The organism is Paenibacillus sp. OK003, from assembly GCF_900109515.1.
In the GTDB taxonomy this organism is placed as follows: domain Bacteria; phylum Bacillota; class Bacilli; order Paenibacillales; family Paenibacillaceae; genus Paenibacillus; species Paenibacillus marchantiae.
On the sequence record NZ_FOBD01000007.1, the window covers coordinates 75,540 to 102,189 of the forward strand.

Sequence of the window (26,650 nt, forward strand, 5' to 3'; positions counted from 1 at the left end):
AGTCGAATTGTAAGAGCTGCAGATCGGATATTTGCCGTATGCTGCAGCTCTTTTTTGCTTCATTTTGGTCATCATTTTACATCATTCGATTCTGTTCTACAGATAGTGTGAAATAATCACAAGATTTTACAAAATACAGCATGTCTAAAACAAAAGAATGTTATAATACTTTACGTCTCTTTTCCTATAGATATAATATAGAAAAGAGTATTTTGCAAGATGCCAAAAGATGGGTAAAACAACGACAAAAGCACCTAAAATACGGAAGTGGCCGAAGATGGGCACAAGGGGGAAATCACATGTTTAGCAGATTCAGGATCAAGAGTATCGGTCTGCGTATCAGCATCGCGTTCTATTTATTAATCCTCTGTTTAATTCTTCTGAGCGTCACGATTATTACACGAATGAATTCAATGGAAAATAACACGAATGATATCACCAATAATTGGATACCGTCACTCCAGCAGATTAACCGATTGAACTATACAACAGAACATATTCTGTCATTGAGTTATCGCCATTATGATGCCCAAGCAAGTGAGAAAGCGAACCTGGCTGAAGAGCGCACCAAATACATTCGCGAAACAGCTCAAGCCATTAAAATATATGATCAACAGGACAAATCTACGGAAGAACAGGAACATTGGGACGCACTGAAGATGAAGTGGGAAGCGTACCTCAAGATTAACACGCAATCCATCAAGCTGAGTGATGAAGGCCAGGAACAGTTGGCCAAGGAAGTAGCTGAAAAAGGGGCAGCTTCCTTTGATTCCATGCAAGTTCATCTCGATTATCTGGTGCAATACAATCAGGAGCAGTCCAATATCTCTGCCGCGCAGACCATTCGATCCGTACAAGATGGCAGGATGATCATTTTTGTGGGTGTCCTGATTATGATTGTGATTACAGCCGTGAGCATTCCCATCATTCGTTCACAAGTCGTTAAACCTCTGCTTCGGGTGATTAGTGCCGTGAAACTGATTGCGGAAGGTCAATTGAATGTCCAGGACATACATACCAAACATGAAGACGAAGTTGGTGTACTTGCCAAAGCCGTGAATGACATGAAAGGTAATCTGACCTCTATGGTATTGAATGTCAGACGCATCGCTGAAGCCGTCAACCGCCAAAGCAGCGAATTGGCCATTTCCTCTGAAGAGGTTAAGATCGGCAGTCGCCAAATTGCCATAACGATGGAAGAGTCGGCAAAAGCGGCAGAGAGTCAGGCGGAAACGGCTGTTGAATCCGCCCGCACCGTCGAGGGATTGAACGCACATATTCAGCAACATTCCGAACAGGGGAACCAGCTTCGGCTGATGTCAGACCTCATTTTGAAACAAGGACTGACTGGTCGTGAGTCCATGGAGCAATCTGTGAACCAGATGCAGCAGATTGCTGGTGCAGTTTCGTCTTCCATGAACAAGATGGAACAGCTGGACCGCAAAAACGAAAATATATCGCAGTTGGTTCAAGTCATTCATGACATTGCGCGCCAGACCAACCTGCTCGCATTAAATGCTTCCATCGAAGCTGCCCGTGCAGGAGAGAGTGGACGCGGATTTGCAGTTGTTGCAGCAGAAGTGCGGAAGTTGTCCGAAGCCGTTCGGACCTCTGTAGAAGAGATTACCGTCATCACGGAGGACATCCAGAAGGATTCTCAGGGTGTTGTTGAGGAATTGCGAACAGGTGTACTGGAAACAGAGCGTGGGCAGCAGCAAGTATGTAATTCCGGCAATCTGTTCCGTACCATTAGTGAGTCGGTAGAGGGTATGGTCCAGGTCATTGGTACAATGACGGATGGACTGGAAGGCATGCAGGAAGCGAGCGGACGCATGAATGATTTCAGTCAACAAATTTCGGCAGTGTCAGAGGAATCGGCGGCTAGTGTAGAGGAAGTGTCAGCGTCGGCAGAGGAACAGGTGAGTTCAATGGAAACGATTAGCGGCAATATTCAAACCTTGAAAGACCTGTCCGAAGATTTGCTTTCTTCCATTGAAAAATTAAAAATATAAAACCTCTTCTTATAATAGAAGAAACATGAAGGACGGCTACCATGTTGAGCTCTACAAACAGCAACGATTCAGTTGTCGGAAGTTATGTATATACCTTTGCTTGCCATGAGAATGAACGTGCCCTATGTGAACTGGAATTGGGAACGATGCTTGTCCCTGGCACAGATATGGATTCAGGCGATCACGCCTATGTTCGCTCCAATATTTGCATTCCACCAGGTAGAAGTCCGTTTGTCCGGGGCAGACTGGATGTGATGGCCGAAGCGGATACAGTGGCAGATCTGAAGCCTGTCGCTTCACGAATCGATCTGTCATCCGGTGAAACGTTCAAGGTTGTTTGCTTGAAAGAGGGCGATGACATGCCGGATTATGCACATTCCCGTCTGCTGGAAAAAGAGCTGGGCATGTGCATTAAAGGCAAAGCTATGATGAAGCAGCCTGACGTGACTTTTGGACTAATGCATGTGAATGGAAAATGGCTCTTCGGTCAATGGACAGAAGCCGATCGCTCGTGGCAATCCCATCATCAGAAGCCGCAAAATTACTCTACAGGTCTTGGTGTTACGTTAGCCAGAGCGTTGGTCAATATTGCGATTCCGCAAGTGGAGGGACATCGGTTGCTCGATCCGTGCTGCGGAATGGGAACCGTTGTCATTGAGGCGTTGTCGATGGGGATTGAGGCCAAAGGGAATGATTTGAACCCTTTAGCGGTCCAGGGCGCCCGCATTAATCTTCCTCATTATGGTTATGATCCAGCCAGAATTACCCTCGGGGATATGAATGATCTGGAAGATTTCTACGATGCAGCCATTCTGGACATGCCCTATAATCTCTGCTCTGTTCTTCCGGATGAGGAACAACTTGCCATGTTGACCAGTTTGAATAGACTTGCAGGACGGGCAGTTATCGTTTCCACCGAATGGGTGGAGGGTCACATTCTGGATGCCGGATGGAACATCGATCAGTATCGAACGGTGAGCAAAGGCACGTTTATACGTCACATTTGGCTATGCACTTAGAACGACTGAACTGAAAATAACAGAAAAAACCTCCATACCGGAAAAAATCCATTTTCCGATATGGAGGTTTTTGATTTTCGTAGGGAAACTACCTTACATGGATTTGTACAATTGCACATAGGAACTGGAAGCATTTTTAGTATTTATGACTATAATTCACCAGATTGAGCGGGAGAGTTTTTCCGGCAATATATGCTTCCAAATTTTGAACAAAAATATCAAGTGCCCGTTCGGTGTATTGCTCTGTACTGCCTGCAATATGCGGCGTAATCAGGACGTTCTCTTTACCCCACAGTGGATGATTGGCGGGCAGCGGTTCCTCCTCGAATACGTCAAGTGCAGCAAAGGCAACCTGTCCACTGTCCAGTGCACCCAGCAGAGCTTCCGTACTCACGCTTGGACCACGTCCCACGTTGACGAAACAGGAACCGGATTTGAAATGCTCAAATGCAGTCTGATTAAAGATATGATGGGTTTCATCGGTGAGTGGCAAAATATTGATAACGTAATCGCCTTGCTCAAGTGCTTCATGAAGTCCGGACATATTGTACATTTGGTCTACATTTGGAACGTCTTTTCCGGAGCGTCGAACCCCAATGACCTTCATGCCCAGTGCCTTGAGAATACGTGCGGTTTCTGATCCAATCTCTCCGACGCCGATGATAACCGCAGTTTTGCCATGCAGTTCAGGAAGTGGTTTGCCTGGGGATTTCCACTCCGCCTGCTGCTGATGCAGCATCGCTTGTCTGAGCCAGCGACTGTGGGACAACATCATACCCAGAATAATTTCGGTAATGGGAATGGCGTGTACGCCATTAGCACTGGTTACCAATATACTTTTTTGTTCCAAATCTGAGAATGGAAGGTTGTCCACGCCTGCGGACCAGACCTGAACCCATTTCAGAGGACTGTTTTCTTTCAGTGCATGCTCGATTACCAGAGGAGACCAGCCTACGATGATTTCGGCTTCTTTTAACTCCGATGCGTCAATCTCTTTGGCTTTGCCAACCGTAAGTGTATAACCTGGTGCTACATCCAGAATGCGTTGCTGCTGCTTTGTCGACAAGGATGGAAAACATACAATTTTACCCATAGTTAGTGGCCTCCTGAATTGAAATAAGTTGTGGTATTAGTGTAGCAGAAAAGAAGGTGATATGCGTAAAAGGCAGGAATACAGCCTCATGTGCAAATCCCAAAAATTGTGTCACTCTATATTTAACCAGCTTGAAACTATGGAGACGACTGTGAAATAATAAAACCAACTTTTGAAGAGGTGTATACCATGAATAACTTTTCATATACGGATCTTCCATCCCGACGGGAACGATTATTTACTGCACTTCGTGTGCCAACACATATTCAGAATTTAATTCGGATGTCTGCGGAGCAGGTGCAAGGGAAGCTTGATTTTCGCAAATGGACGGACTACCGGGATTATCATATTACATTGCAATTTCTGGGAGATACCCTTGTTAGTGACATTGGACAACTTCGGAAAGCACTGCGCTCGGCAGCGTTGGGATTTCAGCCTTTTGAACTGCAATTATCCGGATGGGGAACGTTCGGTTTGGAAGAGGCGCCAAAGGTGCTGTGGAAAGGTGTTGAAGGAGATGCCGATCAACTTCATCTTCTTCAAAAACGGATCGTGGACGCAACTTCCTCCCTTGGATTCGCGGCTGAATTAAGACCGTATTCTCCTCATATTACGATTGCGCGTAAATTTCTGGGTCGGGACCCAGGAAATGAGGATAAAGGAATATTTGGAGTGCTTCCAGGACCATTTTTAGGTGTTCATTCTTGGATGGTGCAAGATTTTGTGCTTTATGTGACACAGCCAGGTCAGGCGCCGATGTATGAGGTCGTGGATACGTTTTCTTTTTCCTGAAACTCATTGATATGGCATAAAATCACATTGACATTACGTTATTCCCTATGTAATATTAGCCATCGTTATTCAAATTCTTTTTTTGTGGTTACTTAGATTAGGGAATTGTTTCGACAGGAGGAATCTTCGAATGGATATTATAAGCAAGAATCGTTGGGTAGCACCGATGTTATCTGTGCTGCTTGTATGTATAGTGGGGGCTAATGTCGTTCAGGCGACTGGAAAGTGGAATGAGGAAAGTGATAGCAAACAGATGACCGAACTTGCGGCTTCTGCGGAAAATAGCAAAAATTCTTTTAGCGGAGACAGGCGAATGATGGAAGACGGGACAAGTCTGTCTACTGATACGTCTATCCAGACTGATAACTGGACCAATTCGCTTCCGGCCAAGAACTGGCTGACGGCTGCTCAGGAAGAGCAGGAGCAGAAAGAAGCCAAGGCTAAACATGCGGCCCGAGCTGCAGCAGCGGCCAAAGCGAAGAAAGAGGCTGCTCTCAAATTGGCCAAAGTAGAGCGTGCCAAAGCGGTAGCTGCAATTACGACTCCCCCCCAAAAACTTTACTTTACGCGGACCAAACTCCTGAACCAGGATGACTCGAAACTTGCAACCTGGTCTTACAGTGTGTCCGATAAAGAGCTGCTTCTGCTGCAAAAAATCGTCATGGCAGAGGCGGAAGGTGAACCGTACGAAGGCAAAGTGGCAGTTGCCAATGTTGTCTTAAACCGGCTGCGGTCAGCCAATTTTCCCGATACTATTTACAAAGTAATCTACCAGAAATCTCAATTCAGTCCTGTAGCGAACGGGCGCTTGAAACGTGTTACTCCCAATGAGGACAGTATCAAGGCAGTTAATGCAGCGTTGAATGGGAAAAAGGAAGTTGCCGATGATACGTATTATTTCTTGTCATTGACGCTTGCGGATGATCTGACAGTGGCTCGCTCCCAGAAAAAAGTAAAAACGATCGGGCATCATACTTTTTACAAGTAATTGACCTGTAAATTCTGCAAACAGGCAGGGTAGTTAACTATGTATTCGCTACATAGACCTTGAAAATCCCTGGGATGGAGTTTTATTTCCTCGTTTTTAATTTATTTGGTGATGAGAGTTTGTTATTTAAATTACCCTTTTTTGCAGCAAATCATACGGAGATATGAACGAAATAAAAGAAGGTTCCCTTCCGGATCATTGGAGGGGAACCTTCTTTATGCATGTCCTTATTAGATGAAACGCCCTCGTAGAACGACTAGGAGGGGTCATAGAGCTGCTAGAATGGGATTCGGGTACCTGACAGCGAAGTTGCCCCAATTCCGGCTGTGAAGCGCTCCTTGGGCGCGGATGTGACTTCGGCTGTAGCCGGGAACAATAAATCATGGACAGCCTGGGCACAACATGTTGGATCATAGGTGTTTCTGCTACCTGGCTGGTGAACTGATTTCAGCTGGCTTTCAGCTTGATTTGGTGCGTAGACCTGCTCACACAAATGTCTGAAGCGATCCGCAATAACGTCAGCAGAGTGAATGACCTGTCCGTATCCGGCTTGTACAAAATATTCACAGTTCTCTTCTTCCTGCCCCGGCAATGGAGGTACGAATAACATCGGCAGGCCTTTAGCCAGTGCTTCCGTACAAGTCATGCCACCTGGTTTCGTAATGAGCACATCGGATACGTCCATCAGTTTGCTGACCTCTCGGGTATACCCTAGAATTCGTATATTCGGATGCTGAAAGCAGGAAATTTCCTTCAACTTGGCAATCATTTTCTCATTGCTTCCCAGACAGAACAGCAGCTGTACCCGATCCGCCCATGACGTGAGGGCCTTCATATGCTCTTCATCAAAGGAAAGTCCCCATCCGCCACCCATCAGCAGAGCAGTAGGCATGTTCTGGAGCCCCATTTCCTGTCTGAGGCTCACCTTGTCTCCTGCTTCCCAGAAGTCAGGATGGACAGGAATTCCTGTGATTTGGATACGAGAAGGCTCAACACCCCTAATTTCAAGCAGAGCCTTTACCTGTGGCGTGGATACCAAATATTTGTTGACCTCGGGATTGATCCACGTTGCATGTACGTCGTAGTCTGTAACGAGTGTATATAGGGGAATATTAAGTCCCTGACGTTTCAGTCGTGAGATGACCGCATTCGGAAATGGATGGGTACAGATCACGGCATCGGGTTTTAACTGGGAGACGACTTGAGCCGTCTGTGTATAGAAAATCCGGTGCAAGGCCAGTTTGGTAAATCCGTTTAGGGATTTGTTGTATTGCGTCCGATACAGCAGACTGACCAGCTTTGGCTGGACGGTTAGTGTCTTGCGGTATGCGGACAGGATAAGTGGAGCCATGGTTGGATTTAAAAATTTGCCGAGCTCAATGACCCGACTATGCACATGTGGACTGACTTTCTTAATGCCGCTTGCGAGCGCATGGGCGGCCTGGGTGTGACCGGTGCCGAAACCTTCGGATAACAAGAGCACTCTTGGTTTTCGCATGAGTTCACCTTTATTCATCAATTTAAATTTAACATTCACATTCATACCGCACGTTGCATTACTACATGAATATACAGCGAAGCGGAAAATCATGTTCATTCGTTACATATTTACACTATAGTTAATGTTCTGATACATCAAAAATTCGTCTTTATCCGTGTTATTGGAGTCATCATACACTATAGACGACGATAGAAGCAGTTTCCACTGCATTTCGGTTAAAAAAAATTAACACAAATTTTTATTGTTAGGGTTGCAATCTGATGATGAGAGTGGTAATCTTGGTTTTGACCGAATGACCGAATTGTATTTTTGGTCATTTAAAGAGGACGATCAACGACAACGAGGAGGGATATGATGGCTCCGATTGACAGGAGACAGCAGGTCATTCATGCAGCCGCGCAGTCTTTTGCCATGTTTGGATACAAGGCAACCACGATGGATCAGGTAGCGAAGATTGCGAATGTTGGCAAGGGAACGATCTACACGTTCTTTACAAATAAGGAACAATTGTTTGATCAGATTTTGGTGGAAGTAATCCAGGAAATGAAAAATATTGCTCATCGTGAAGTTCATCAGGAAAGTGCTTTTTTTGATAATCTGTTTCGTGTGCTTGATTCATTGCTGGAGTTTCGCCGTGATCACGATTTGCTGGTTAAATTGTCCCAGGAGCTTAAGGATTTTGGAACTCTTCAGGCCAAGGAAGGTTTGGAGAAAGTGGAGAAAGTCATCTCCGATTTTCTGGCACGGGAGCTTGAGAAGGCAAGAGACAACGGAGAGATTCGGGATTGTGATCCACAGGTAGTAGCTTTTATGATGATTCGTTTGTATATTGCCCTTACCTCAGATTGGAGCAAGCAGCACAAGCCGCTGAGCAAAGAGGAAATCAAGAATTACTTTCGCCTTTTCTTAATGGAAGGAATTGCTGCTGCAACGTAGCCCGAATTTATTCTACTATAATATGGGTTAGTCATAAGATTGCAGGCAGTGAGGCTTGTCGAGAGACAGGTTTGTTTTTTTGCTCTAAAGTGACCGTTTGAGGAAAGTAGTCACTTCGTGTTTCGGTAAATTTCCGGAATGCATCAAATTAATTTCATTATGGTTATTCTGCTTGGAAAGCAGAGAGAACAAGGGGAGAAAATGACATGAAATCTTTATCCGTGTTTTTCAAGGATGTGGGATCGGCCGTGAGAAACCCGAAGGTGTTGATCCCCGTTATTGCAATTTTGTTTATTCCGATTCTATATAGTGGTATCTATTTGGCTGCCTATTGGGACCCGTATGGTCATGTCGACGAAATGCCGGTTGCGGTTGTTAACCTGGATAAAGGTGCAGAGCTAGAAGGCAAATCATTGCATGTCGGTAGTGACCTCGTTGATGAGCTGAAGAAGAATGCAGATTTTAAATGGGACTTTGTCAGTGCCAGCCAAGCCAAAGAAGGCATGGAAAACGACAAGTATTATATGCAAATCACAATCCCGGAAAACTTTTCATCCCAGGCAACGACGTTGCTTGATGATAAGCCAGAGCCGGCTGATCTGATCTACGAACCGAATGGCAATTACAGCTTCGTGGGTGCGCAGATTGGCAAGACGGCTATCAAGGATCTGAAAGCTAAGGTTTCGGCCAAAGTAACGGAATCCTATGCGGAAACACTGCTCGACAAGTTTTCCGAAGTATCGGACGGATTGGCTGAAGCTGGCGATGGCGCAGGAGAATTGAATACGGGCGCAGGCAAGCTGGATGATGGAGCTGTGAAGCTTAAGGACAATCTGGCGAAGCTGGCATCCGGATCATTGGAACTTCAGGATGGCTTGTCTCCACTAAGTGATGGTGTCAATGCATTGCACACGGGTGCAACCAAACTTGAAAGTGGAACATCGAATCTGGTATCCGGTTTGCAGCAGCTTCAAGTGGCGGCAACAAGCCAGCTTCAGAGCGGAGCAGACCAGCTGAAGGACGGCAGTGCCAAGCTGGAAACCGGACTGAAGTCTTCTGTCGACGGAGCAGGCAAGCTGCAAGCGGGTCTGAAATCGTCTGAGCAGGGCAGTGCGAAGCTTTCCGAGGGTCTGCAAAGCGCTGTGCAAGGCAGCAGCACCTTATCCACTGGCCTGCAATCGGCAGTAGACGGCAGCAGCAAGGTTGCTGACGGTGCTCAGGGCGTTGCTGACGGGTTGAAGCAGCTTGCTGCATCCAACCCTGAGCTGGAAGCCAGTGAGGACGTACAGAAGCTGCTGGCAGCCAGTGCAGCAGTTGCCGAAGGCAGTAAACAACTGCATGAGAGCGAACAAAAGCTTGCGCAGGGTGCAGATCAATTACACCAGGGCAATCAGCAACTGGCAGCAGGTGCGTCCGAGCTGCATGGAGGCCAAGAGCAGCTTTTGACGGGTGCGAACCAGTTGGTGGATGGTCAGCAGCAATTGCTGGCAGGCGCTGGACAGCTTAGCCAAGGCGGAGCGAAGCTCTCCGATGGTCTGAAGCAGTTTAGCGGCAAGCTGGGCGAAGCTGCAAGTGGCGGTACCTTGCTGGCAGATGGAGCCAAGCAGCTGGGCTCGGGAACGTCAGCCCTGCAAACGGGTGTAGGTAAACTGAGCGGTGGCGTGAGTTCACTCACGGACGGCTCCAAACAACTCGGTGACGGTGCAGGCAAGCTGGCAGACGGTTTAACAGAGCTGAAAGACGGCTCAAGCGAACTGGCTACCAAGCTGAATGATGCGGCTCAGAAAACATCAGAAGTCAAGAAAACGGACGATGTGGTGAATATGTTCGCTGAACCTGTGAATACATCCGAGAACACAACTGAGAACGTGAGCAATTACGGTACAGGGTTGACGCCGTTCTTCCTGTCCATCGGTTTGTTTGTTGGATCACTGATTTCAACGATTGTTTTGAAAATGCGTGAAACTTCCGTACCTGGCGCAACGGGTTGGAATCGTTTTGTCAGCCGGACACTCGTATTCGGCTTTGTGAGTATTATCCAATCCGTAATCGTGGCAAGCTTCATGCTGTACGGTCTTGGATTAGAAACACACAGCGTACCGCTGTTCTATCTGTTCACGATCTTTACGGGACTGACCTTTATGTTTATTGTTCAGGCCCTCGTAACTTGGCTTGACTTGCCAGGTCGTTATGTTGTCATCCTGTTATTGGTCTTCCAGCTTGCAGCAAGTGCGGGAACCTTCCCGGTAGAGCTGATTCCGTCATGGCTCCAGTCATTTAGCCCTTGGCTGCCAATGACGCACAGCATTATGGGCTTCAAAGCGGTTGTATCCAGTGGCAATTTCGATGTGATGTGGCATCAGGTCGGTATTCTGTCAATCTACGCAGGTATATCTGTGCTGCTGACCTTGGCTTTCTTCCTTTGGAACGGCAGACGTCGCAAAAAAGAAGCCGAAGTGGCTGAATCCGGTCAAGTGGTGACGGCATAAGCCGAATTGAACTGAAACTGGACAGAATAGTGAAAATAAACTTTGGACTCAAGTATCAAAATTATGCAATATAGTAGTCAAATAGTGCAAAGAGTCTGCGACCCGAAAATGGGTTGCAGACTCTTTTTGTATACAAATGTATAAGGATTAAGATAATCGCTGGAACATCGTATGAGAAATTGACCCAACTATGGTTAAACACAGGCCACATATGGAATGATTTTCTTTTGTCAGCAATTAAAATTAGTTGTACTCTAACATAAAATGTGTATAATTATTCGAAATAGAGATGAATTTTAACATCAACACACTAAAGCTGTACTGCAAAACATTTCTTATCAGAGGTATTAAAAAGTTTAAATTGCGCTGATGTTAGGTCGGTGTTAAAATAATAGAACTATATCAAAAAACGTCGCTCCATATCAGCGGCCGTGCCAGCGGTTGCGTGTTGTTATACCAAGCTGTTAGCCGGTAGATTCGGATCAGCTCATCTCATGGATAGCCTCTGCCGCAATAGCAGCACTTATAAGATTGACAGCCTTTATTGCTGTCGTCCTCGTTCATCTAGCAGGCGTATATTCATATTGAAAATGCCCGCTCCTCCCGTTTCATTGTTGCTTGTTGCCTATGTTCTTGATCTTTCCGAAATACTTCATTATAGAAAGGTTGCGTTCCATGAGACACATCGGATTACCTCCTAAACAGGGTCTGTACGACCCACAGTTCGAAAAAGACGCATGCGGAATGGGTTTTGTTGCCAACATCAAAGGAGTACCTTCACACGACATCGTTAGTCAGGCACTGACCATGCTCAGTAACATGGAACACCGCGGAGGACAGGGCAGTGAGCCGAATTCCGGTGACGGAGCCGGTATCTTGATCCAGATTCCACATCGCTATTTTGCGCAGGAAGCGGACCGTCTTGGTTTTGCATTGCCTGAACAGGGCTTCTACGGCGTAGGGATGCTGTTCCTTTCACAGGACCCTGTCATTCGGAGCGCGCATGAAGAGAGCCTTAAGAAGATCATCGAAGATGAAGGACAGACCTTCCTGGGTTTCCGGGATGTGCCTACGTTTGATGAGATGCTGGGACGTTCTGCGCTTGCAGCGAAGCCTTATGTGCGTCAAGTGTTCATTGGAAGATCGGCAGAAGTTAAGGATGAATTGGGATTTGAACGGAAATTGTACGTCATTCGCAGACGTGCGGAGCTGGCTATTCGTTATTCGGCGGAGGAAGCAGAGGGTGGTTCATTCTACCTGCCAAGTTTGTCTTGTCGCAAAATCGTTTACAAAGGCATGCTGACAACGGAACAGGTGGGACAGTTCTATCTGGATCTTCAGGAAGATCTCGTGGAATCAGCAATTGCGCTTGTTCACTCCCGTTTCAGTACGAATACATTCCCAAGCTGGGAGCGTGCTCACCCGTATCGCTTCATGATCCACAACGGTGAGATCAATACGATGCGTGGTAACGTGAACTGGATGCATGCTCGGCAGTCGCTGTTTGAGAGCGAAGTGTTCGGAAACGACATCTCGAAAGTAAAACCGGTTATCAATCCGGATGGTTCGGATACAGCCATGTTTGATAATACGCTGGAGTTCCTGTATTTGAGCGGCCGTTCATTGCCACACGTGGCCATGATGATGGTTCCTGAGCCTTGGAGTACAGATGAGGGAATGGACCCTGCCAAAAAAGCATTCTATGAATACCACAGCACGATGATGGAGCCGTGGGACGGACCGGCTGCTATGGCCTTTACCGACGGTTTGCAGATTGGTGCAACTCTCGACCGGAATGGTCTGCGTCCTGCACGTTATTATGTAACGAAAGACGACCGTATTATTTTGTCCTCCGAGGTTGGGGTACTTGATATCGCTCCTGAAGAAATTCTATACAAAGATCGCCTGCGTCCAGGACGTATGCTGCTTGTCGATACAGAGCAAGGCCGTATCATCGCGGATGAGGAAGTGAAGGCTCTTATTGCAGCCGAGAATCCGTATCAGGATTGGCTCGATGAGCATCTGATGGATCTGAATGAGCTGCCGGATGCACCGGAACTGCCTGATCCAAAACATGATAACGTGACCCAGCTTCAGCTGGCCTATGGATATACATTTGAAGAATTACGCAAAGTGTTGGAGCCCATGGCTTCAACAGGTATGGAGGCTACAGGCTCCATGGGTTATGATGCGCCGCTTGCGGTTCTGTCGGATCGTCCGCAACGTCTTTACAACTATTTTAAGCAGATGTTTGCACAAGTTACCAATCCACCGATCGATGCGATTCGTGAAGAGATTGTAACGTCTACGGCAACAACGATCGGACCTGAGCGTAACCTGCTGAATCCTGAACCGGAGAGCTGTCGTCAGATTCGTTTGGATACACCGGTACTTTCTAATGAGGATTTTGCGAAGATTCGCCACGTTCGTCGTCCGGGCTTCCGTTCCATGACGATTCCGATCTTCTTTACAGCAAAAGAGGGCGCAGAAGGACTTCGCAAAGCGATGGAACTGCTCTTCGAAGCTTCAGACCGTGTCATTGACAAAGGTCACAACATTTTGATCCTGTCTGACCGTGGTGTGGACGCCGAGAATGCGGCTATTCCAGCATTGCTGGCAGTAGCAGGTTTGCATCACCATCTGATTCGTCAGGGAACCAGAACCAAAGTCAGCATTTTGCTGGAATCGGCAGAGCCGCGTGATATTCATCACTATGCCTTGTTGCTTGGTTACGGCGTAAGTGCCGTGAACCCGTATCTGGCGTTTGAAACGTTGGATGACATGATTCAGCAAGGGCTACTGCGTGGCATCTCGCATGAGAAAGCCGTGAAGAACTATATTAAAGCCGCTACCAAGGGTGTTATTAAAATATTGTCCAAAATGGGGATCTCGACGATTCAATCCTATCGCGGAGCTCAAATCTTCGAAGCGGTGGGTCTGAAATCAGATTTCGTTGACCGTTACTTTACCTGGACGCCTTCCCGAATTGGCGGGATTGGTCTGGAAGAAGTGGCTGCCGAAGCATTGACTCATCACAATCGTGCCTTTACGGACAAAGATGGCAATGACAAAGTACTGGATTCCGGCGGGGAATACCAATGGCGTAACGATGGAGAAGAGCATCTGTTCAATCCGCAAACGATCCATACGCTGCAGCATGCAGTACGTACGGGCGATTACAAACTGTATAAAAAGTATTCCAAACTCGTGCAAGGCGAAAATGATCAGTTGCTGACCATTCGCTCCATGCTGAGACTGAAACCGGTCGGTCCTGCGATTCCTTTGGAAGAAGTAGAATCCGTCGAAGACATTATGCGCCGTTTCAAAACAGGGGCAATGTCCTTCGGTTCAATCAGCAAAGAGGCACACGAAGACCTCGCTATTGCCATGAACCGTGTTGGTGGTAAATCCAATACAGGTGAGGGCGGGGAAGATCCGGCTCGCTTCGTTAAAGATAGCAACGGTGATTCTCGTCGCAGTGCGATCAAACAGGTGGCATCCGGACGTTTTGGTGTAACATCCAACTATCTGGTCAATGCCGACGAGATTCAGATCAAGATGGCACAGGGAGCCAAACCGGGTGAAGGTGGACAGCTGCCTGGACGTAAGGTATACCCTTGGGTTGCTGAGGTTCGCGGATCAACACCGGGTGTAGGTCTGATCTCTCCACCACCACACCACGATATCTACTCGATTGAGGATCTGGCTGAGCTGATCTATGACTTGAAAAATGCCAATCCACGTGCAGAGATCAACGTTAAATTGGTATCCGAAGTCGGCGTAGGAACGATTGCGGCGGGCGTAGCCAAAGGTCGTGCCGACATTATCCTTGTCAGCGGTTATGACGGTGGTACAGGTGCTTCTCCGCAAGGATCGATTCGCCACGCGGGAATGCCTTGGGAGCTGGGTCTTGCAGAGACACATCAAACGTTGATGCTTAACAATCTGCGTGACCGTGTCGTACTGGAAACAGACGGCAAAATGCTGAATGGTCGTGACTTGGCCATCGCTGCTTTGCTCGGAGCTGAGGAGTATGGATTCTCTACAGCGCCACTCGTTGCGCTCGGCTGTATCATGATGCGTGTCTGTCAGATGGATACGTGTCCGGTAGGCGTAGCGACACAAAACCCTGAATTGCGTAAAAATTACACCGGAGATCCTGCTCATGTCGTTAACTTCATGCGTTTTGTTGCTGAAGATGTCCGTGAAATCATGGCTGATCTTGGTTTCCGTACGATTCAGGAAATGGTGGGTCGTACCGATTGCCTCGAAACGGTAGAGGCTGTAGATCACTGGAAGAAAAAAGGTGTAGATCTGTCCGTATTGTTGCATGTGCCTGAAATGCCAGAAGGTTCTGCACGTTACCGTACACAGCATCAAAACCACCAATTGGAAGAGACGCTGGATATGCAGCAGTTGCTGCCATTGGCGCAACCTGCGCTTGAATCTGGTCAACCGGTTGAAGCGGTGCTTCCAATTACCAACGTAAATCGTGCAGTAGGAACCATTTTGGGTAGTGAAATCACGCGCAAATATGGGATTGCAGGATTGCCGGAAGATACGGTTCAATTCAAATTTGTCGGCTCTGCTGGACAAAGCTTTGGGGCCTTTGTACCTAAAGGTATGACATTGACCGTTGAAGGGGATTCCAATGACTATGTAGGTAAAGGGTTGTCCGGAGGTAAACTGATCGTCATGCCTTCACCAAAAGCCACATTTGATGCCGAAGATAACATCATCATTGGTAACACCGCTCTATACGGGGCAACCAGTGGTGAAGCCTATATTCGTGGTATCGCCGGGGAGCGGTTTGCTGTACGGAACTCGGGTGCCAAAGTGGTTGTTGAAGGTGTAGGTGACCATGGTTGTGAGTACATGACAGGTGGACGTGTCGTCGTTCTGGGTGATACAGGTCGTAACTTTGCAGCCGGGATGTCCGGAGGCATTGCTTATGTGTATGATCCGAAAGGCACATTCCTGAAACGTTGTAATCTGGAAATGGTACTTTTGGAGCGTATCGAAGATGTCTCTGAAAGTGCAGATCTGCGGGGCATGATTCAACGTCACGTTGCCAATACAGGCAGTGCGGCTGGTCAGCGCATTCTGGATAACTGGCAGCAATCTGTAGATCAATTTGTTCGGGTTATACCGAAGGACTTCAAACGAATGACAGAGCAAATCGAACGGATTCAGGCAACAGGCCTGACCGGAGAGGCTGCTTTGCTGGCTGCTTTTGAAGCCAACATGCGTGAACTTGCACGTACAGGAGGTTAATGCTTTCCTGTTCGAATGCATGAACCGGTTGTATTAAGAATACTAGGAGCTTTATGGCGGCCAATGCGGCGTCGTAGAGCTCCTATTTGGTTTTCGACAAAATTAGAACCCGCACAAAAAACGCTATCGCCATGAGACGACAACATTGAAGAACTTTCTCAAGTATAATAAGGCTAGTTTTGGAGGGCAGGGAAAGTATAAAGATAAGAGAGGTTAGCGGAATGAATATGAAGCATCCAAACAGGGGCGATCGTAAGCCGAAAGGTAAACCAGTCGAAGCAACCCAGATGGACATCATGAAAGTTTTACTGCAATGCGGAATCGACCCGGAGCGTTGGAACCATTTCGTATCCTCCGACAACAACAAGCGCGCTTGACAACACATCGACAAGCCTAGAATAGATGGAGGGAAATCAAGACATGAAAAAGCCCAGCAACCGGAGAGTGTATTTCTCGGTACTGGGTCTTCTTTGCGAGTTTAATCCATACTGCGTTCCATACGGACAAAAGCAATAAAACGACGTGCCTCTTCTTCTGTTAAGGGTTTGCCATCAATCATCAGGCCGAAGCGTTCCAGCACTTCCTTATCCGATAATTCAAGGGCGTCCACGAACTCCCTTACGTCCTCATCCATAACGACATCACTTTGTTTCGTCCGTCCAATGAGATAATCAATGGAGACGCCAAAGATGTCAGCAAGTCTCGTTAACACTTCGAAATCCGGTTTGCGTCGGTTCTTCTCGTAGTGGGAGAGAGCAGCTCTTGTAATATGAATGGAGCTCGCAAGTTCTTCTTGAGTAAGTCCCCGCTGTTCCCTTAATTCAGCAATGCGATTTCCGTAGCTCATATGCTATTTCCCCCTGAACGCCATCAAATATATATTGAAACAATCCTGAGCCAAGTGTTTGATCAGGGCAGCTTTCCTGCATAATCGTAACGCCTTATTAGTCTTAGTTGTATATAGGTCTGTCTAAGGGCATCTCATATTGTCGTAAATCAAAAGAACCATGTCCAAATACTGCTTGACATGATACAAATTGTATCGTAAATTGGACCTATGGAGTTACAAAATGTATCATTTGGGATATTTTAAGTATGACCACGTTGCCTAGCCTATATACCTGTGAGAAGGAGCAGTGGCAACTCTTTGCAAGCTAATCCATTCTAAAGGAATGAAGCCATGAATTCAATGATTCAGGAATGGGCGAATCTCAAATTAAATGTCCATATGTACATTCAGGAGTTCCATGGCAAATTGGTAGACCGCAAAAGACGCCCCGTTCTGTTGCTTGGTATGGACACAAGAGCAATCACCTTCCTGAGCGACCTGGACTTGCCACTATCACCAGAGATGCTGATTGGTTTGGATGTAGAAGATAGCCATGTATGTGTACGACTCCACGCAAGGTTGCAATGGAAGCAGCCCTTCGGTGAGCTCACATTGTATCATTCAAATTTGCATATTCAGCAAGAGCAGACACTATATATAACGGGACAGTTAAATACAATGATTCGAGAAATTCAATTTCCGACCGTTTCCCGGTTTCAGTATGAGAAGGCATCGGAACAACCTAACTTGCAGGAAACCTATCATTACATTGATTTTACCATATGAGTTGCACATTCTAAACATATTCTGAACAAGCATGTACTTAACGCCATTTTACTATATTTCATAGCGTTATGCATTAGTTCTTTAACACCAAAAGCATTTGCGCAATGAATAAAGGGGCGAGGGGGATCATACTATTTCAGGAAGTTTAGATATGGTTGAAATGCACTGCCACATTTTATCCGGTCTGGATGATGGCCCTGTTCATATGGAACAGTCCATTGCGATGGCTGAGAAAGCGGCAGCCTCAGGAATTACCTCGATCATTGCTACTCCGCATCACCTGAACGGGCAGTACAACAATCAACCCAACGTGGTCAATCAGGCAGTGGACCTGCTACATGCAGAACTTCGCAAACGCAACATTCGCTTGGAGATCCGTCCCGGACAGGAGATCAGGGTGCATGACAACCTGATTGCAGACTTATATGCAGGACAGTGCTGCACACTCGCCGGGAGCCGTTACATGTTGCTGGAATTGCCCTTTGGCCATATTCCCTCGCAGTTCCCCGGGATACTCCATGAACTTAAATTAGCGGGTATCATTCCTATTATTGCTCATCCCGAACGAAATCGTCCTATCCAGAACAATCCCGAATTGTTGGTTGAATATTTTGGGCAAGGTGCTCTATGTCAAATCACGGCTCAATCGGTCATGGGGCTTTTCGGAAGAAAAGTTCAGAAATGGTGTTTTCATTTTTGCAAAGAAAACGGATTTCATTTCATTTCATCAGATGCCCATAACTTGGAAGAAAGGACATTCTCGATGAAAGCCGCATATCACCTGCTTGACCGCCGATTTGGAAATCGTCTAGTTCAAAATTTGCAAAATAATGCGTGCTCGGTATGGAACAATCAAATCGTAAAGCTTGAAGTGCCCACGATTAAGAAACGCAGATTGTTGTTCTGGAGACCAGCTAAACATAGATAGAAAGACAATCTTCATCATAATTGCAGATTTGAATGGGAGGAATACGAGATGGAGCTAAAAGAGTATATGCATATTTTACGTAAACGTTTTTGGATCATCATTGCCTTTGTTGCAGTTGCTTGTATTGGGGCAGGAGTGAAAAGTTATTTTTTTACTGTTCCTGTTTACGAGGCTAACGCCAAATTAATCGTTAATCAGGCATATAATGCTCAAGGTGTGCCGACCCTGGATATTAGTTCAATTCAAACTAATATTAAGGTAATTAATTCCTATATCGAAATTATTAAATCCTCAGCAATCCTCGATAAAGTTGCTGCTACATACCCCGATCTAGGCATGAGCGGGAATCAACTGGCACAGATCATCCAGGTAACGACTGCGAACGAATCACAGGTTATGAGTTTGACCGCCACTGGTTTATCTTCTGAAAAAGCAGCGAAAACGGTAAACGCGGTTGCCAAAGTGTTTAAATCCCAAATCCCCGTAATTATGAAAGTTGACAACGTAACCATTCTGAGTGAAGCCAAGCCTACAGATTCCTCCAGACCCATTAATGTCAATCCCGTTTTAAACATCCTGATCAGTTTCCTTGTAGGACTTCTGCTAGCTATAGGGTTTGTATTCCTGTTGGAATACCTGGACGATACTTTGAAAACAGAGGATGAACTGGAAAAAGAACTGGGTATTCCTACACTTGCCGTCATTTCTAGAATCCGAAAAGAAGAAGCTCGTTTCTCCAAACAGTCAACAACATCTCAAAAACAGGTAGGTGATGGCCCGTATGCCACGGTTAACCAATGAAAAAGGGAGCCTAGTAACAATGGCTAATCCCAAATCTACATCATCTGAATCTTACCGAAAGTTAAGAACCAATATTCAATTTTCATCTATTGATAGTCAGATTCAGACGATCATGATTGCTTCAGCATTGTCCGGTGAAGGGAAAACAACAACGATTGGCAATCTGGCAGTTACCTATGCGCAAGAGGGGAAAAAGGTTCTGCTGATGGATACGGATTTACGTAAACCTGCGGTGCATCGCATGTTTAATGTTCCTAACCATGTGGGGCTGACAAGTGTAATATCCAGCCAATATAAAGTTACGGAAGTCCTTCGAGAAACTGGAGTGGAAGGGCTGCATGTTCTGTCTTCCGGCCCTATACCTCCTAATCCTTCAGAGATGATTGGATCACGTAAAATGACAGCTTTGCTTGAAGATTTGAAAGACGAATACGATGTGATTTTATTTGATACACCTCCTGTTCTGGCCGTTACGGACGCTTTAATTATTAGTTCATTGTGTGATGGTGTCATTCTTGTTGTGAGTGCGGGCAAGGTGAAGAAGGATGTCGTTAAAAAGGCAAAAGCCCATCTCGAACATGTGAACGCACGTATCCTCGGAGCCGTCTTGAATAATGTGAAACTGCCCAAAAGTCGGAGTTCTTATTACGGCGGAAATGCATAACGAATGTGCACATTAAACTAAAGATTATATCGTCAAGGTGATGTCTACTATACCTTTATCAAGGTAGGCACTCGGTCACACTGTGGGTAGTGTACCTTAGACGTATATCGTCAAGGGTGTGATGTGAGGTTGGGTTTAATGCCCTTTTATGAAATTAAAAGTAAGAATTGCATCAATTTATTTCATGGTTTCATGGATTTAAATGATTCAACTCATGCTTTTAAACATAAAAAAATAATAATGGATAGGGTGGTATTTATGACTAAAGTGAGGAAAGCAATCATTCCCGCAGCCGGCTTGGGAACCCGATTTTTACCCGCTACAAAGGCAATGCCTAAAGAAATGCTCCCTATTGTGGATAAACCGACCATTCAATACATCGTTGAAGAAGCTGTAGCTTCCGGAATTGAGGACATTATTATTGTAACGGGCAAGGGAAAACGTGCGATTGAAGATCATTTTGATAGTGCGTTTGAACTGGAGCAAAATCTGCTCGAAAAAGGAAAGCTCAGCTTACTGGAAGAAGTCCGGAAGTCCTCCAACGTTGATATTCATTACATAAGGCAGAAGGAAGCACTGGGACTCGGGCATGCTGTCTGGTGTGCTCGAAACTTTATTGGCAATGAACCGTTTGCAGTATTGCTTGGCGATGATATTGTGGTTTCTGATGTGCCGTGCACAAAGCAGTTAATTCAGCAATATGAGAAGGTCAAACAATCTGTACTCGGTGTGAAAACCGTGAGTCCAAGTGAAACCTACCGCTATGGAATTATTGATCCCCTGCATACAGAGGGCCGTTTGTCTTCTGTAAATAGCATGGTTGAAAAACCGCCATTGGGTACAGCACCTTCCAACTTGGCTATTATGGGCCGTTACATTTTGACACCTAAAGTATTTGAGTATCTGGAAGAACAAAATGTGGGTGCAGGTGGTGAGATCCAACTCACGGATGCGTTGCAAATGCTGAATCGGGATGAAGGAATTAGTGCTTATGATTTTGAAGGCTCACGGTTTGACGTGGGTGAGAAGCTGGGCTATATCCTGACCACACTTGATTTTGCTCTCAAAAATAAAGAATTGCGTGCGCCAGTCCTAATGGCTATTGAAGAGATTTTGATGAAGGAACAATTGAACCAAATGCTTGTAGCAGGAGGGGATAGCCTGTGAAACTATCAAGACCGGAATACTTTGGGAGTGGAGAAGCCCTTGCCAAGGATGGCACTTCGGCAGTATTGGAACAGCCATACTCCCAGCGTGTTGGCGGATATGCTGACGTAATAAAACCGTTTATCGATTTTATTATTGCGGCTGTGCTGCTGCTGATTACATCACCTGTCATGCTTGTTGCAGCAATTATGATTAAGCTTGATTCCAAAGGACCTGTAATATTCAGACAAGAACGTTACGGGAAAAATGGAGTTAAATTTAGTATTTATAAATTCAGAACGATGTGTACGGATGCGCCGAAATATGGTGTATCTCCAACGACAAGCAATGATCCGAGAATTACACGGCTGGGTAGATTGCTTCGTAAAACGAGCCTGGATGAGCTTCCACAATTGATTAATATTATCAAGGGTGAAATGAGCTTCATAGGTCCTAGACCTGAAATGAAGCGAATCGTAGAAGAAAGCTACACAGATCTGGAGCGCAGACGTTTTCTGGTGAAACCAGGGATTACTGGATTATGGCAAGTAAGTGATGTTCGCAAGGAGCCGATTCACCATAATCTGCAATATGATTTTCACTACATCTCTAACGTCTCTTTGAAGATGGATATCATCATCATTTTTAAAACCATTGGCGTTATGATCAAAAGTAATACATTTTAACCTACTCATTAGATAATATGGAGTGTGATCGCATTGAAACATGTTGTAGTGACGGGAGCGGCCGGTTTCCTAGGCTCACATCTAGTCAAATCATTAATTGATCAAGGACATCAGGTTACCGGAATAGATAACCTTTCAACAGGCGTTTCTAAAAATTTGCAAGAGGTGGCTAACAACCCCCTCTTTTTTTTCCGTGAAGCTGATGTTACGTTGCCCGACTCACTGGATTTTCTGGTAGATCAGCCAGTAGATGAAGTCTATCATTTGGCTTCACCCGCTTCACCCAAGTTCTATCAGGCAGATTCGATCGGCACAATCTGGGTGAACACTCGAGGAACCTATCATTTGTTAGAGCTCGCCCGTACCAAAGGAGCAAAGTTCCTGTATTCGAGTACGAGTGAAGCTTATGGAGATCCCGAAGTTCATCCACAGCCTGAGAGCTATCGAGGTAACGTGAACACTTGGGGCCCTAGAGCCTGTTATGATGAGGCCAAGCGTTTAGGCGAAGTATTTTGTTATGAATACTACACGAAACACAGTGTTCCCGTGAAGGTAGCACGTATTTTTAATACGTATTCCTCTGGACTACGAAACGATGACGGTCGTGTCATTTCCAACTTTGTAACACAGGCACTGACAGGGCAGGATATTACGGTGTATGGCGATGGATCACAAACACGCTCGTTCTGTTATGTAGATGATAATATAAAAGGATTGCAAAAACTGATGGCTGTAGAGGAAGCTAATGGAGAAATTATTAATATTGGGAATCCAACCGAATATAGCGTACTAGAAGTCGCACATTTGGTTAAAAGGCTAACACAATCAGAGAGTAATTTGGTATTTCTACCGTTGCCAGAAGATGATCCAAAAGTAAGACGACCCGTAATTGATAAGGCACGGGAAATCTTAAAGTGGGAACCGGAGATTGGCCTGGAAGAGGGATTACAGCGTACGATCGAGCATTATCGGTCGATCCTGCAGGCAACCACATGATGCTGATTAAAGTGAGTTGAGAAGAATGGAAAAAGTATTAATTGCTCACAGTTTGTATCCACCCCATATTATTGGGGGAGCCGAAATATCAACACAAATTCTCGCCCAGACATTGAATCGCCATTATGATGTCAAGGTAATTACTGTGGGCGGACATGAAAAACGGGAAGTACGTACAGATCTGGTTAACGGGATAGAGATTTCGAGGTTACCGTATAACAATCGGTACTGGATCGGGGATTCTGACAAGGAAGTATCTACAGTTAACAAGGTGGTCTGGAGAATTCAGGATATTTTTAATATCAGGCAATACAAGTACATCAAACAGTATCTTACACAGACACGACCGGAAGTTATTCATACACAGAATATCCCGGGTCTTAGCTTAGCGATCTGGAAGGCTGCACATGAATTGCATATTCCGGTCGTGCACACGCTGCGCGACTTCTCGCTAATTGATCCTATTAAAATTTCAGCGTACTCCAGGATATATAGACAAATATCAAGAAGATATAGCCGAATGGTTTCATCGGTCGTTGGTATATCCAATCACATTCTTGGGAGTCATACAGCGCTTGGTTTCTTCGAACGCTCCTCGAAACAAGTCATTCATAACATCGTAGAGGATAATACCAAGGTCCAGCAGTTGTATACACAGAAGCAGGTTAACCATAACAAGCCGCTGAATATTGGCTATTTCGGACAATTAACGGAAGTGAAAGGCGTTCAATATTTAATTGATGCGGTCAAGAGTCTTGGACATATTATAGGGAAATTGTACATTTATGGGGAAGGTCCACTGCGGCCTCATTTGAAACAACTGGCTGGGTCAGATCAGCGAATTGTTTTCAAAGGTAAATTGGATAAATCCCAAATTGCCTATCACATGAAAGAGATGGATCTTATCGTGGTTCCCTCTACGTGGGATGAGCCTTTTGGAAGAGTGGTTATTGAGTCTTATCAGGTGGGTACCCCTGTATACGCATCACGTGTGGGAGGCATGGCGGAGATTCTGCTGGATACGGAGAAGTTTTCATTTCCTGCGCACAGTTCGAATGCTATTGCCCAAGCAATTGATCAATATTATCATCTGGGAGAACAGGAAAAAGTTCAATTGAAGCAGCAATGTTACGCACATAGTCAGACGTTTAATGAAGCCTACCTTCTAAAAGAGCATATTGAGATATACGAAAAGTTAATCAGGCGTGGAGGGTAATATGCAAATTAATTACTTTAATGCCAATACCTATGGGAATATCCAAATAAAAAAGGAATCACAGCATACACCATTTATGGCAACCATCCATATATTGTTGATTTATTTATCGATCTATGGTTTGGTTTCTATTTATGTGGATAACATCATTATTCGTTCCCTTAAGGACGTAGGGATGATGGGGATCGGGATCTTTGCCTTGAGCAAAGTATATCGAGGCCACAAGGCATTTATCAAACCTATTCTCTTCCTGTTGGGATCCATTATTGCACTAGGTTCGTTGAATTTGTTGCTGGGTGCAAATGTTATAACACTTGTATATGGGATTAAAATAACGTTCCTACCTATGATGATGATGTTTACAGGGATGCTGATCTCACAATGTCACAGAGTTTACTCGTTTACCAGAACAAATTTTGTTATTTTTATTTTATTAATTGTTGGCTGGTTGATTCAGTATTCACTTGGCATTGAGAATTTGATTTCACTTGGTTTTGTCTATGGCGTAAATGTTAAAAACTATTTTGAGGGTGTGCCGCGGCTGTCATCCATTACATATTCACCTGACGGTTATGCGTATGCTTTGGTGATCACAGGTTTAATAGCAGAACGAACCAAAATGGCGATGAATCAACGGCTGATTCGGGGAATCATTCAATTGCTAACGATCAGCTTTTTGCTGTTATCCACCATTCGTTCTGCATTGGTTTTGTGGATTGTATATCAAGTGGTTATGTTTTTTTTTCAGGTTCGAAAATATAGTAAAAAGAGTACGTTATCGCTTGCATGCACGTTCATTATGATGCCTGCAGTGGTGTTCTATGGGGGGCGAATGCTAGAGTCCTACAACCTGCTTTCTGTGTATTCCTTATTAGATCGATTTCAGACATGGGGGAACATTCTTACCTCTCCGTTCACGATAAATGGAGTTATTGGTAATGGTATCGGTTCAGTGGGGGCTGCAAGTCGGAGAACACATATTATCGGCGTAGATTCCTATAACTTTGCTGTGGATAATCAGTATTTTTCCCTTTATGAACAGACAGGTTGGATCGGTATGATTTACTTTATGATGTTATTTATGTGGATTATCGCCTCTCTGGTGAGGCAGATGAATACGCTGCCTGCTACTAACCTGTTGCGTCTGCCGCAGATGGCAATTGCACTTATAGCAGGTGTAACAGCCGCAAGTCTTACAACAAATGTACTGGAGATGTTACCTTCGAACATCTTTTTCTGGATGGTCATTGGCATGGCTCTCGTTCAGCCTCTTGATTCTAGTGATATATCACAGAAAGCGGTGGGATAGAAATGAAGATTTTACACATCGGTGAATATGTCATTGGTGGAATGGCGACTTATCTTAATGAAGTTGTTGGATACCAACGTCAATTTTTTGATGTTTATCTGCTGATGAGTGATTATAACAGTGCTACGAGTTTTGATTTGGAGTCTGATCATATTTTGCATTACAAGTATAGACGTCATCCTAAATATTTCCTTTCGGCTATGCGGCAGATTCATCAAGTCATCCAAGACATTCAACCTGATATTATTCACGTTCATAGCTCATTTGCGGGCCTACTCGCAAGGGGCTTATTTTTCTTTCAACCCAAGAAGGCTCGTATATTTTATTGCTCCCATGGCTGGGCTTTTTTGATGGATACCAAGCCGTTGTATAAAAAGGGGTTTCTATTAATAGAAAAGCTCATGGAGTTTAAAACAGATGTAATTATTAACATTTCCCAGCATGAGATGGAACAATCTTTACGTCGAGGTCTATCCCCTTCCAAATCAAGACTCGTATATAGCGGCATACGCGAACGGGAGTCTACTAACGTGATTCCCCTAGAAGAAGCCGCAGCGGAGACAGACATCATTCAATTATTATTCGTTGGCAGGTATGACCGGCAAAAAGGACTTGATATTGTCCTTAACATCTTAAACGAGAATCCTGAATTGCAGCAGCATATTCGCTTGTATGTTATTGGTGACACCGTACTTGAAGATAAGGTATGGGATTTTCCTGATAACGTTATTCGTCTGGGTTGGGTGAACAATGCCGAAATTGATCGTTATTATCAGCAATGTGATGCGGTTATTATGCCATCCAGATGGGAAGGATTCGGGCTTGTAGCCATAGAGGCTATGAAAAACCGGAAGCCTGTCATTGGAAGTAATCGCGGCGCATTACCTGAGCTGATTCGGCATGGGGAGAATGGATATATTTTTGACATTGAACATAAATATGAACTTTTAAACACCCTGAACAATCTAGACAAGGATGAATTGGTGAACATGGGTGAGGCAGGCTATGCCATCTATAAAGATAAATTTAGCGCTGCCAGGATGAACGAGGAGATTGTTGGTCTCTATTATAAGTCGTATACCGGGGCTTCTGTTAAGGAGATCCCCGTTACTAGCGGGTTAGAATTTTCTAAGAGAGCTGGAGATGCACATGATTAGAATATATATTAATGCCCGATTTCTGACC

21 protein-coding genes are annotated in these 26,650 nt (G+C 45.2%); 18 read left to right on the top strand and 3 right to left on the bottom strand.

The window, feature by feature from the left end; all coding sequences use genetic code 11:
* Positions 1 to 299: 299 nt before the first annotated feature.
* Complete coding sequence (locus BMW94_RS12210) at positions 300 to 2,012, top strand: methyl-accepting chemotaxis protein (protein ID WP_175480666.1); 1,713 nt, start codon at positions 300 to 302, stop codon at positions 2,010 to 2,012.
* A gap of 41 nt (positions 2,013 to 2,053) precedes the next feature.
* Positions 2,054 to 3,031, top strand: a complete 978-nt coding sequence (locus BMW94_RS12215; protein ID WP_090998639.1) for a TRM11 family SAM-dependent methyltransferase — start codon at positions 2,054 to 2,056, stop codon at positions 3,029 to 3,031.
* A gap of 136 nt (positions 3,032 to 3,167) precedes the next feature.
* Here BMW94_RS12215 and BMW94_RS12220 read toward each other — a convergent pair whose 3' ends face one another.
* The gene (locus BMW94_RS12220; protein ID WP_090998641.1) at positions 3,168 to 4,124 is read right to left on the bottom strand and encodes a D-2-hydroxyacid dehydrogenase; all 957 of its coding nucleotides are present in this window, start codon (positions 4,122 to 4,124) and stop codon (positions 3,168 to 3,170) included.
* A gap of 189 nt (positions 4,125 to 4,313) precedes the next feature.
* Here BMW94_RS12220 and thpR point away from each other — a divergent pair, with 189 nt between their 5' ends.
* Both thpR and BMW94_RS12235 read left to right on the top strand, forming a co-directional pair.
* Positions 4,314 to 4,916 carry an RNA 2',3'-cyclic phosphodiesterase gene (gene thpR / locus BMW94_RS12230; RefSeq protein WP_090998645.1) on the top strand — a complete coding sequence of 201 codons (603 nt, stop codon included), beginning with the start codon at positions 4,314 to 4,316 and terminating at the stop codon, positions 4,914 to 4,916.
* A gap of 130 nt (positions 4,917 to 5,046) precedes the next feature.
* Positions 5,047 to 5,904: a cell wall hydrolase gene (locus BMW94_RS12235; RefSeq protein WP_090998647.1), complete on the top strand. Its 858-nt coding sequence runs from the start codon at positions 5,047 to 5,049 to the stop codon at positions 5,902 to 5,904.
* Positions 5,905 to 6,181: 277 nt separating this feature from the next.
* Here BMW94_RS12235 and BMW94_RS12240 read toward each other — a convergent pair whose 3' ends face one another.
* Positions 6,182 to 7,402, bottom strand: a complete 1,221-nt coding sequence (locus tag BMW94_RS12240) for an MGDG synthase family glycosyltransferase (protein WP_090998648.1) — start codon at positions 7,400 to 7,402, stop codon at positions 6,182 to 6,184.
* A 357-nt stretch (positions 7,403 to 7,759) separates the two neighbouring features.
* Between BMW94_RS12240 and BMW94_RS12245 the strand changes: the two genes are divergently transcribed.
* From BMW94_RS12245 to BMW94_RS30475, 4 genes are all read left to right on the top strand, one after another.
* A complete protein-coding gene (locus tag BMW94_RS12245) occupies positions 7,760 to 8,341 on the top strand; it encodes a TetR/AcrR family transcriptional regulator (protein WP_090998650.1) in 582 nt (193 codons plus the stop codon).
* Positions 8,342 to 8,547: 206 nt separating this feature from the next.
* Positions 8,548 to 10,830, top strand: a complete 2,283-nt coding sequence (locus tag BMW94_RS12250; protein WP_090998652.1) for a YhgE/Pip family protein — start codon at positions 8,548 to 8,550, stop codon at positions 10,828 to 10,830.
* 675 nt (positions 10,831 to 11,505) lie between these two features.
* Positions 11,506 to 16,104 (top strand): glutamate synthase large subunit, encoded by a 4,599-nt coding sequence (gene gltB / locus BMW94_RS12255; RefSeq protein WP_090998654.1) that lies wholly within the window; start codon positions 11,506 to 11,508, stop codon positions 16,102 to 16,104.
* A gap of 221 nt (positions 16,105 to 16,325) precedes the next feature.
* Entirely contained in the window at positions 16,326 to 16,481 is a 156-nt protein-coding gene (locus BMW94_RS30475) for a hypothetical protein (protein WP_161634243.1), read from the top strand.
* 101 nt (positions 16,482 to 16,582) lie between these two features.
* On the opposite strand, the gene BMW94_RS12260 is transcribed toward BMW94_RS30475, so the two are convergent.
* On the bottom strand, positions 16,583 to 16,951 hold the full coding sequence (locus tag BMW94_RS12260) for a helix-turn-helix domain-containing protein (RefSeq protein WP_024632898.1): 369 nt from the start codon (positions 16,949 to 16,951) through the stop codon (positions 16,583 to 16,585).
* A 333-nt stretch (positions 16,952 to 17,284) separates the two neighbouring features.
* Between BMW94_RS12260 and BMW94_RS12265 the strand changes: the two genes are divergently transcribed.
* The 10 genes from BMW94_RS12265 to BMW94_RS12310 all read left to right on the top strand — a co-directional run bounded on the left by BMW94_RS12265 (position 17,285) and on the right by BMW94_RS12310 (position 26,622).
* Positions 17,285 to 17,719: a hypothetical protein gene (locus tag BMW94_RS12265; RefSeq protein ID WP_090998656.1), complete on the top strand. Its 435-nt coding sequence runs from the start codon at positions 17,285 to 17,287 to the stop codon at positions 17,717 to 17,719.
* Positions 17,720 to 17,870: 151 nt separating this feature from the next.
* The gene (locus BMW94_RS12270; RefSeq protein WP_090998657.1) at positions 17,871 to 18,647 is read left to right on the top strand and encodes a tyrosine-protein phosphatase; all 777 of its coding nucleotides are present in this window, start codon (positions 17,871 to 17,873) and stop codon (positions 18,645 to 18,647) included.
* Between the two features lie 48 nt (positions 18,648 to 18,695).
* Positions 18,696 to 19,448, top strand: coding sequence for a YveK family protein (locus BMW94_RS12275; RefSeq protein ID WP_090998659.1), 753 nt, complete (start codon positions 18,696 to 18,698; stop codon positions 19,446 to 19,448).
* On the top strand, positions 19,429 to 20,112 hold the full coding sequence (locus BMW94_RS12280) for a CpsD/CapB family tyrosine-protein kinase (protein WP_090998660.1): 684 nt from the start codon (positions 19,429 to 19,431) through the stop codon (positions 20,110 to 20,112). Before BMW94_RS12275 ends, BMW94_RS12280 begins: the two co-directional genes overlap by 20 nt.
* 258 nt (positions 20,113 to 20,370) lie before the next feature.
* Positions 20,371 to 21,279: a UTP--glucose-1-phosphate uridylyltransferase GalU gene (gene galU / locus BMW94_RS12285; protein WP_063564639.1), complete on the top strand. Its 909-nt coding sequence runs from the start codon at positions 20,371 to 20,373 to the stop codon at positions 21,277 to 21,279.
* Positions 21,276 to 21,944, top strand: coding sequence for a sugar transferase (locus BMW94_RS12290; protein ID WP_217648184.1), 669 nt, complete (start codon positions 21,276 to 21,278; stop codon positions 21,942 to 21,944). Before galU ends, BMW94_RS12290 begins: the two co-directional genes overlap by 4 nt.
* A gap of 33 nt (positions 21,945 to 21,977) precedes the next feature.
* Entirely contained in the window at positions 21,978 to 22,940 is a 963-nt protein-coding gene (locus BMW94_RS12295) for an SDR family NAD(P)-dependent oxidoreductase (RefSeq protein WP_090998662.1), read from the top strand.
* A gap of 25 nt (positions 22,941 to 22,965) precedes the next feature.
* Positions 22,966 to 24,156 carry a glycosyltransferase family 4 protein gene (locus tag BMW94_RS12300; protein WP_090998664.1) on the top strand — a complete coding sequence of 397 codons (1,191 nt, stop codon included), beginning with the start codon at positions 22,966 to 22,968 and terminating at the stop codon, positions 24,154 to 24,156.
* Between the two features lies 1 nt (position 24,157).
* Complete coding sequence (locus BMW94_RS30480; protein ID WP_090998666.1) at positions 24,158 to 25,465, top strand: O-antigen ligase family protein; 1,308 nt, start codon at positions 24,158 to 24,160, stop codon at positions 25,463 to 25,465.
* A gap of 2 nt (positions 25,466 to 25,467) precedes the next feature.
* Entirely contained in the window at positions 25,468 to 26,622 is a 1,155-nt protein-coding gene (locus BMW94_RS12310; protein WP_090998668.1) for a glycosyltransferase, read from the top strand.
* The last annotated feature ends 28 nt before the right edge of the window (positions 26,623 to 26,650 follow it).